The sequence below is a fragment of the Dysosmobacter sp. genome (assembly GCF_052306735.1).
GTDB lineage: Bacteria > Bacillota > Clostridia > Oscillospirales > Oscillospiraceae > Oscillibacter.
This window is the reverse complement of sequence record NZ_DAWBAJ010000033.1, coordinates 17,358-24,114: the sequence shown is the minus strand read 5'-3', so window position 1 is coordinate 24,114 and position 6,757 is coordinate 17,358. Positions and strand designations below refer to the sequence as shown.

Here is a 6,757-nt window from a genome sequence, read left to right as displayed (position 1 = left end):
GCCCCTGCATCCTGGCGGAGGATGAGTGCTACAACTGCGAGTGGTCCACGGAGCTCTATGTCCAGCAGGCCTTTGAGGAATATGTAAAGGCCTGGTGCGCCCTGAAGATCATGGCCAAAGTGTATGGCCTGGGCGACCCCAATGGGTTTGTCTTCAACATGTCCGTGGGCTACGACCTGGCAGGCATCCAGGGAGAGAAGATCGACACCTTCCTCAATGGCATGGTGGACGCCTCCAAGACCCCCATCTTCCAGGAGTGCATCCGGGTGCTCAAGGAGTTCTTCCCCGGCGAGAGCGCTTATATCGACACCATCACGCCCCACGTCTCCGGGTCCGTGACGGTCTCCACCCTCCACGGCTGCCCGCCGGACGAGATCGAGCGCATCGCCAGCTACCTCATTGAGAAGAAGCACCTGCACACCTTCGTCAAGTGCAACCCCACCATCCTGGGCTATGAGACCGCCCGGTCCATTCTGGACTCCATGGGCTACGACTACATCGCCTTTGACGACCACCACTTCAAGGAGGACCTGCAGTACGCCGACGCGGTACCCATGTTCCACCGTCTCCAGGCCCTGGCGGACGCCCACGGTCTGGAATTCGGATTGAAGCTCTCCAACACCTTCCCCGTGGACGTGAAGGCCGGGGAGCTCCCCAGCGAGGAGATGTACATGGCGGGCAAGTCTCTCTTCCCCCTGACCACCACCATGGCCGCCATGATGGCCAAGGAGTTCGGCGGGAAACTGCGCCTGAGCTACGCCGGCGGCGCCGATGCCTTCAACATCGACAAGCTCTTTGAGAGCGGCATCTGGCCCATCACCATGGCCACCACGGAATTGAAGCCCGGCGGCTACCAGCGCTTCACCCAGATCGGTGACAAGCTGGACGCCATGGACTTCAAGCCCTTCACCGGTGTGGATGTGGCCGCCATTGAGGCGCTGAGCCTTGCCGCCCGGTCCGACAAGTACCACGTCAAGGCCATCAAGCCTCTGCCCCGCCGCAAGCTCTATGAGAAGGTCCCCCTGATGGACTGCTTCACCGCTCCCTGCAAGGGCGGCTGCCCCATCCAGCAGGACATTCCCGAGTATATCGAGCTGTGCCGCAAGGGCGAGTACGCCTCCGCCCTGCGCCTGATCACCGAGAAGAACCCCCTGCCCTTCATCACGGGCACCATCTGCGCCCACAACTGCATGACCAAGTGCATGCGCAACTACTATGACCAGCCGGTGAATATCCGGAGTACCAAGCTGGTGGCCGCCGAAAAGGGCTACGACGCCTACATAGCTAAGATCAAGGCCCCGGCTCCCGCTGATACCAGCGCCAAGGTGGCCGTCATCGGCGGCGGCCCCACCGGTATGTCCGCCGCCTATTTCCTGGGCCGTGCCGGCATTCCCGTCACCATCTTCGAGCGGACAGACTGCCTGGGCGGCGTGGTCCGTCAGGTGATCCCCGCCTGGCGCATCTCTGACGACGCCATCGACAAGGATGTGGCGCTGATGTTCAAGATGGGTGTGGAGGTGAAGCTGAACACCGAGGCTCCCTCCGTGGCCGAGCTGAAAGCCATGGGCTACACCCACATCTTCTTCGCCGTGGGTGCCTGGAAGGCCGGTAAACTGGACATTCCGGGCAATATCGTGCCCGTTATCGGCTGGTTGAAGGACATGAAGGCCGGCAAGGAAGTGCCTCTGGGCCACGTGGCCGTGGTAGGCGGCGGCAACACCGCCATGGACGCCGCCCGGGCCGCCCTGCGTGCCGGCGCGAAATCCTCCACCCTGGTCTACCGCCGCACCAAGAAGTACATGCCCGCCGACGCCGAGGAGCTGGAGCTGGCCATTGCCGACGGCGTACAGTTCCTGGAGCTGGTCTCTCCCGTGGAGCAGAAAGACGGCAAGCTGGTGTGTGAGAAGATGAAGCTGGGCGATCCCGACGAAAAGGGCCGCCGCAAGCCCGTCCCCACCGGCGAGATGGTCTCCATTGACTGCGACACCGTCATTGCCGCCGTGGGCGAGAAGGTGGACAGCGACCTCTTTACCAGCAACGGCATCAACGTGGACGCCAAGGGCATCCCTGATTTCAAAACCAACATCGACGGTGTGTACGCTGGCGGCGACGCCATGCGTGGCCCCGCCACCGTGGTGGAGGGCATTGCCGATGCCACCGCCTTTGCCAAGGCCGTCATCGGCGAGGCCCACAAGTTCTCCATTCCCGCCAAGGCCGTGGCCACCCGGGCGAAGGCTATCGCCAAGAAGGGCATCCTGTGCGAGAGCGCCAAGTGCGAGGGCGACCGGTGCCTGACCTGCAACGTGGTGTGCCAGGTCTGCGCCGACGTGTGCCCCAACCGGGCCAACGTGGTCATCGAGCTGCCGGATGGCCGCCATCAGATCCTCCACGTGGACCGGATGTGCAACGAGTGCGGCAACTGTGCCATCTTCTGCCCCTACGATTCCGCTCCCTACCGCGACAAGTTCACCCTGTTCTACACCCGGGAGGGCTTCGACGAGAGCGTGAACAACTCCGGCTTCCTGCCTCTGGGCGGCAAGAAGGTGCTGGTGCGGCTGAGCGGCAAGGTCTTTGAGGCGGATCTGGACGGCAAGAACGACCTGCCCGCCGACATTGAGGTCTTCATCCTCACCGTTATGAACAAGTACAGCTATCTGATGGCTTAACCGGAATTTTCTCCCTTTCTTTTGGAGTGGGGGAGCGGCCTGTGCCGCTCCCCCACTCCGGTTTTTTCCGCCGGATCCCGGGGCAGTCTCCCCTGCCTTCTCCGCCCTTGGCGGGCACGGTTTTTCAGGCTTCCGTTTTTTTCATGTAATCGTTTTTCTGAAAAATTGCACTTTTTTTAAAATGAAATCGCCCACTTTTTTATCTTAATTGCGAACAAAAAGTCCCCCAAAACCTTTTGACAGGCATGTATTTATGGTTTATAGTTTAATTGATTGCTGCAATGAGCAAGATTCTCCGGCTCCTTTGCAGGAGGAGATGGAATGAGGGGCTTTCACGCCCAGGGCTTTCCGCCGCTGTCTTTCACTCCGGCGGTTTTGCTATGCCCCGTGAAAGCGTTCCTGCGTCACAAACGGCCCCGGCACTTGCTTCCATGCAAGCCGGGGACTGTCCGAGAAGGAGCTGGGGAAAGCTCATATTTACCAGAGAGGGGTATTACATGAAAAAGAAATATGTCGTAATGGACGGCAACACCGCTGCAGCGCATGTAGCCTATGCGTTTACCGAAGTGGCGGCGATCTATCCCATCACGCCCTCTTCTCCCATGGCGGAGAAAGTGGACGAGTGGTCTGCCAAGGGCCGCAAGAACCTCTTCGGTTCTACCGTGGATGTGATCCAGATGCAGTCCGAGGCCGGCGCTGCCGGTACCTGCCACGGCTCTTTGCAGGCAGGCGCTCTGACCACCACCTTCACGTCCTCCCAGGGCCTGATGCTGATGATCCCTGCCATGTACGCCATGGGCGGCCAGTTCCTCCCCAGCGTCATGCACATTGCCTCCCGCGTGGTGACTTCCAACCACCACTCCATCTTCGGTGACCACACCGACTTTATGACCTGCCGTACCACCGGTTACGGCATGCTGATGTCCTCCTCCCCCCAGGAGGCCATGGATCTGGGCGCCGTTGCCCATCTGTCCGCCATCAGCGGCAAGTATGCGTTCATGCACTGCTTCGACGGTTTCCGCACCTCTCACGAGATGCAGCGCATCGAAGCTCTGGACTATGAGGATCTGCGGGGCCTGGTGGACTATGAAGCCCTGCAGGACTTCCGCCGCCATTCCCTGAACCCTGAGCATCCCACCAACCGCGGCAACAACGTCAACCCCGACGTGTACTTCCAGTGCAAGGAGGGCGCCAACGAGAAGGCCGCCGCCATCCCCGCCAAGGTCCAGCACTACATGGACGAGATCAACAAGCTCACCGGCCGGGACTATAAGCTCTTCAACTACTACGGCGCTCCCGACGCGGAAGAGGTCATCGTGGTGATGTGCTCCGCCTCCGAGGCTGTGAAGGAGACTGTGGATTACCTGAATGCCCAGGGCCGCAAGGTTGGTATGGTGCAGATTCACCTGTACCGTCCCTTCTCCGTGGAGCATTTCGCCGCCGCTATCCCCGCCACCGTCAAGAAGATCGCCGTGCTGGACCGCTCCAAGGAGACCGGCTCCGTGGGCGAGCCTGTGTACCTGGACGTGGTGACCGCCCTGAACCAGGCCGGCCGCGGCGACATCCAGGTGGTGGGCGGCCGCTATGGCCTCTCCTCCAAGGACACCACTCCGGGCCAGTTCATCGCTGTCTATGATAACCTCAAGCAGGACAAGCCCAAGAACAACTTCACCATCGGCATCAACGACGACGTGACCCACACCTCCCTGGAGTACAAGGAAGTGGAGCTCCCCCATCCCGGCGAAGTCTCCTGCAAGCTGTGGGGCCTGGGCGGCGACGGTACCGTGGGTGCCAACAAGAACGCCATCTCCACCATCGGCCTGGTAGCCAACAAATACGCCCAGGCGTATTTCTCCTATGACTCCATGAAGTCCGGCGGCCTGACCCAGAGCCACCTGCGCTTCGGCGACAATCCCATCCGCTCCACCTACCTGGTGTCCTCCGCAGACTTCGTGGCGGTGCATGCCCCCACTTATGTGAACAAGTACGACACCACCGAGGACCTCAAAGAAGGCGGCACGTACCTGCTCAACTGCCCCTGGAGTGTGGAGGAGCTGGAGACCCGCCTGCCCGGCAAGATGAAGCGTGACCTGGCCCGCAAGCACGCCCAGTTCTACATCATCGACGCCTCCAAGCTGGCTGTGTCCGTGGGCTTGGGCGCCAACCGCACCAACAGCATCCTGCAGGCTGCCTTCTTCGCCCTGACCAAGGTCATTCCTCTGGACATGGCCGTGGAGGACATGAAGAAGAACAACTACAACTCCTACTTCAAGAAGGCCGGCCAGTCCATCGTGGACAAGAACAACGCCGCCGTAGACGCCGGCATCAGTGCCGCCGTGAAGGTGGAGATCCCGGAGAGCTGGGCCAACGCCCAGGATACCCCCGTGGCCGAGCCCAAGAATGCCTCCGCTTTCGTCCGCGACATCGTTCTGCCCATGGACCGCCAGCAGGGCGACAAGCTGCCTGTCTCCGTGTTCAAGAAGCACGGCGTGCTGGACGGCACTTGGGAGAACGGAACTTCCGCCTTCTCCAAGCGCGGCGTGGCCACCAAGGTACCCAAGTGGAACGCTGAGAGCTGCATCCAGTGCAACCGCTGCGCCATGTGCTGCCCCCACGCTGCCATCCGTCCCGTGCTGCTGACCGAGGAAGAGAAGGCCGAGGTTCCCGCTTCCTTCGTCACCGTGCCTGCCAAGGGCCTGGGCAAGGACGCCCCCGCCTACTCTTTCCGGATGCAGATCTCTCCCTATGACTGCCTGGGCTGCGGCGTGTGCCTGACCGCCTGCCCCGCCAACAAGAACGAGAAGACTGCCGATGCTCTGGTGATGACTCCCTTCGAGGAGATGAAGCCCGAGCAGGTGAACTTCGACGAAGTTGCCATGAATGACAAGTACCTGAAGAAGGACGTCATCAACAACAAGACCGTCAAGAACATGCAGTTCGCCAAGCCCTACTTCCAGTTCTCCGCCGCCTGCGCCGGCTGCGCCGAGACCACTTACATCAAGCTCCTCAGCCAGATGGTGGGCGACCGTATGTACGCCGGCAACGCCGCAGGCTGCTCCTCCGCCATTTCCGGCGGCGCCCCCATCCTGCCCTACTGCCGCGACAGCCAGGGCCACGGCCCCGCTTGGGAGCACTCCCTGTTTGAGGACAATGCCGAGTTTGCCTACGGCTTCTTCCACGCTCAGGACGCCATCCGCAAGGAGCTGCTGATCCGCCTGGAGAGCATGAAGGACGCCGGCATTGCTCCCGCCGCTATCGAGGATTACCTCGCCAACTGGAACGACGGTGAGAAGTCCCGCGCCGTGTCCGACGCCCTGATCGCCGCTCTGGAAGCTGCCGAGCAGACCGAGGACGTCAAGTACATCCTGGAGAACAAGGAATTCCTGGCCAAGAAGTCCATCTGGGCCATCGGCGGCGACGGCTGGGCCTACGATATCGGCTTCGGCGGCATCGACCACGTTATGGCTCAGAACCGTGATGTGAACCTGCTGGTCCTGGATACTGAGGTATACTCCAACACCGGCGGACAGTCCTCCAAGGCCACTCCCACCTCCGCTACGGCCAAGTTCGCCGCCGGCGGCAAGCAGGTGGCAAAGAAGGACCTGGGCGCCATCCTCATGAACTACGGCTATGTGTATGTGGCTCAGGTGGCCATGGGCTATGACCAGGCCCAGACCCTGAAGGCCCTGCGTGAGGCGGAGTCCTATCCCGGCCCCTCCATCGTCATCTGCTACTGCCCCTGCCTGGAACAGCACATCAAGGCCGGCATGGGCTGCTCTCAGGACGAGATGAAGAAGGCCGTGGAGTGCGGCTACTGGCACCTGTACCGTTATGATCCCCGCCGGGTGGCCGAGGGTAAGAATCCCTTCCAGCTGGATTCTCCCGAGCCCGACACCTCCAAGCTCATGGACTTCCTGATGGGTGAGAACCGCTTCGCCTCTTTGAAGAACAACTTCCCGGAGAAGGCAGACGCCCTCTACGCCAAGGAGATCGAAGATGTCAAGGCCCGGTACAAGAAGTACCTGAAGATGGCTCAGGACGACTGATCGCCCAGCCTGATGACAGCATCATAAGCGGCGGGGCGCGGAATA

The 6,757-nt window shown here is 61.3% G+C and carries 2 protein-coding genes; both read left to right on the top strand.

Annotated features, from left to right (window positions below):
- Nucleotides 1–2,666: putative selenate reductase subunit YgfK (gene ygfK / locus ACT67G_RS08850; RefSeq protein ID WP_443664000.1), on the top strand; the 2,666-nt coding region annotated here is incomplete at its 5' end.
- A gap of 497 nt (nucleotides 2,667–3,163) precedes the next feature.
- Entirely contained in the window at nucleotides 3,164–6,712 is a 3,549-nt protein-coding gene (gene nifJ, locus ACT67G_RS08845) for a pyruvate:ferredoxin (flavodoxin) oxidoreductase (protein WP_325247371.1), read from the top strand.
- Nucleotides 6,713–6,757 lie beyond the last annotated feature (45 nt).

Excerpts from the sequence above, each read along its gene's own strand:
- nifJ (WP_325247371.1), top strand. The coding sequence starts at position 3,164 with ATGAAAAAGAAATATGTCGTAATGGACGGCAACACCGCTGCAGCGCAT.